3 protein-coding genes are annotated in these 2,195 nt (G+C 67.2%); all 3 read left to right on the top strand.

The window, feature by feature from the left end:
• The coding region (gene tssI / locus JaAD80_RS28020) for a type VI secretion system tip protein TssI/VgrG (RefSeq protein ID WP_146012578.1) at nt 1–874 on the top strand (874 nt) is incomplete at its 5' end.
• Nucleotides 875–1,591: a toxin-antitoxin system YwqK family antitoxin gene (locus JaAD80_RS28015; RefSeq protein WP_102299425.1), complete on the top strand. Its 717-nt coding sequence runs from the start codon at nt 875–877 to the stop codon at nt 1,589–1,591. It begins immediately after the preceding gene.
• Entirely contained in the window at nt 1,591–1,977 is a 387-nt protein-coding gene (locus tag JaAD80_RS28010; RefSeq protein WP_102299423.1) for a DUF4280 domain-containing protein, read from the top strand. The genes JaAD80_RS28015 and JaAD80_RS28010 overlap by 1 nt, the downstream gene beginning before the upstream one ends.
• Nucleotides 1,978–2,195: the final 218 nt, after the last annotated feature.

Raw genomic sequence — 2,195 nt, 5'->3', positions numbered from 1 at the left:
CGGCCGGGAGGAAATCTGGACCGACCAATACGGCCGCATCAAGGTGCGCTTTCCGTGGGACCGCGACGCGGCCGACGACAAGCGCGCGCCATGGATACGCGTGGCGCAGGCGACGGCGGGCAAGGGCGTGGGCGCCTTTTTCCTGCCGCGCGTGGGGCATGAAGTGGTGATCAGCTACATGAACGGCGATCCGGACCGGCCGCTGGTGACGGGCAGCGTCTACAACGGCACGAATGTCACGCCGGCCACCTTGCCGGCCAACCAGACGCAATCGATCCTGCGCACCCTGTCGTCCAAGCAGGGCAGTGCCGGCAACGAGCTGCGCTTCGAGGACAAGAAGGACGCCGAACAGCTCTACCTGCACGCGCAGAAGGACATGCTGGTGGAAATCGAGAACGCGCTGACGACAACCGTCAAGAAGGGCGCCGAGCTGCATACCCTGGACGAGGGCGACCGCACGGTGGACGTCAAGAAGGGCAAGGAAACGCACAAGGTGGCAGGCACGCGCGGCGTGGCCGTGACGGGCGCCGAGACGCACGCCAACGAAGCCGCGTTCAAGCACACGGTCAAGGGCGATTATGCGCTGACCATCGACGGCACCCTGAGCATCACGGTGAAGGGCGCCATCAAGATCGTCTCGGACGGCGCCGTGGCGCTGGAAGCGGGCACCACCCTGGCGGCCAAGGCCGGTACGGCGCTGAGCAACAAGGCGGGCACGGAGCTGGCCTGCGAGGCGGGAACCAAGCTGAGCACCAAGGCTGGCGTGCAGATCGACCATAAGGCGCCCGTCATCAACAGCAAGGCCGACGCCACGCAGACGGTGGAAGCGGGCGCCATGCTGACGCTCAAGGGCGCCATGGCGAAGGTGAACTAGATGACGACCGACTTTAACGCCAGCCCCGCCGCCGCGCGCGAAACCAGCGTGGTCGAGCAGCACGATGACGCTGGCGTGCTGCTGTTGCGCAGCACCATGGCCGGCGGCGTGCTGCATGGCCCGCTGGAGCAATATGGGCCGGACGGCCAGCCGGCCATGACGGCGCATTTTATCGACGGCAAGCTGCACGGCACGGTGGCCCTGTTTGGCGACGACGGCGTGGTGGTGCAGCGCAGCGCCTTCCAGCACGGCCTGGCGCATGGCTTGATCGAAACTTTCATCCACGGCCGGCGCATCGCGGCGCAGACCATGTCGGGCGGCGTGGCCAGCGGGCCTTCGCTGTCGTTCGACGAGGCGGGCCAGATGACGGCGCGGCTGCAGCTGGTGGCCGGCCAGCTCGATGGCCAGGCCCTGTTCTACCACGAGGGACGGCAGGTGCGCAGCGCCTGGTACCGCGCCGGCCTGCTGGAGGGCGAGAGCGCCGATTACGACGCCGATGGCCAGGTGCTGCAGCGCTGCCAGTACCGCGCCAACCTGCTGCACGGGCCGCTGCGCCGCTACTGGCCGGGTGGCGCGCTGATGGAAGAAGTGATTTACCGCGATGGCGTGCCGCTGGCGGCGCCCGTCCGCTTCGATGCGCAGGGCCGGCGCCAGGGCAATGCCGAGGCGGCGCCGGCCCTGCTCGCGCGCCTGAAAAAACTCGTGAGGGGGGACTGATGGGACAACAAGTCTGCGCCGGGGCGATGCTGAAATGCTCGTTCGGCATGGCGCCCGGCACCTTGATGGTGCTGCCGCTGAACAAGGTCATGACGATCATGCCCGACGCCAACATCATGGACAACAAACCCATGGTCAACATCTTGCCGTTTGGCATGTGCATGTCCATGGCCAACCCGCAGGTGGCGGCGGCCACGGCGGCGGCGCTGGGCGTGCTGGTGCCCATGCCGTGCATTCCCATGACCAGCGCGCCGTGGATGCCCGGTTCGCCCACGGTTTTGCTGGGCAATATGCCCACCCTGAACAACGCTTCCAAGCTGATGTGCATGTTTGGCGGCGTGATTGAAATCTGCATGCCGGGGCAGATGACCGTGGCCGTGCCTTGAGTGCCCGCTATGCCCGCTATGACCGATGCACCTTAACCTTGCCGAGTGAACCATGGAATATCGCTTGAGTCTTACCCCGCGCCTGGTGGCCGTCGGGTTTTTCGCGGTGGCGGCCTTGCTGGTGCTGCTGTTCGCGCTGGGTTTCCAGCTGGGCCAGGGGCTGGCCGCGCAAGAGGCGCCCGGCGTCTCGCGCGCGCATGCCACGGCGCCAGCGGCGC

Origin of the sequence: Janthinobacterium sp. AD80, assembly GCF_002878455.1 — a bacterium.
GTDB lineage: Bacteria > Pseudomonadota > Gammaproteobacteria > Burkholderiales > Burkholderiaceae_D > Janthinobacterium.
Note: the sequence above shows the minus strand (reverse complement) of the source record. Positions and strands in the feature narration are given on the sequence as shown.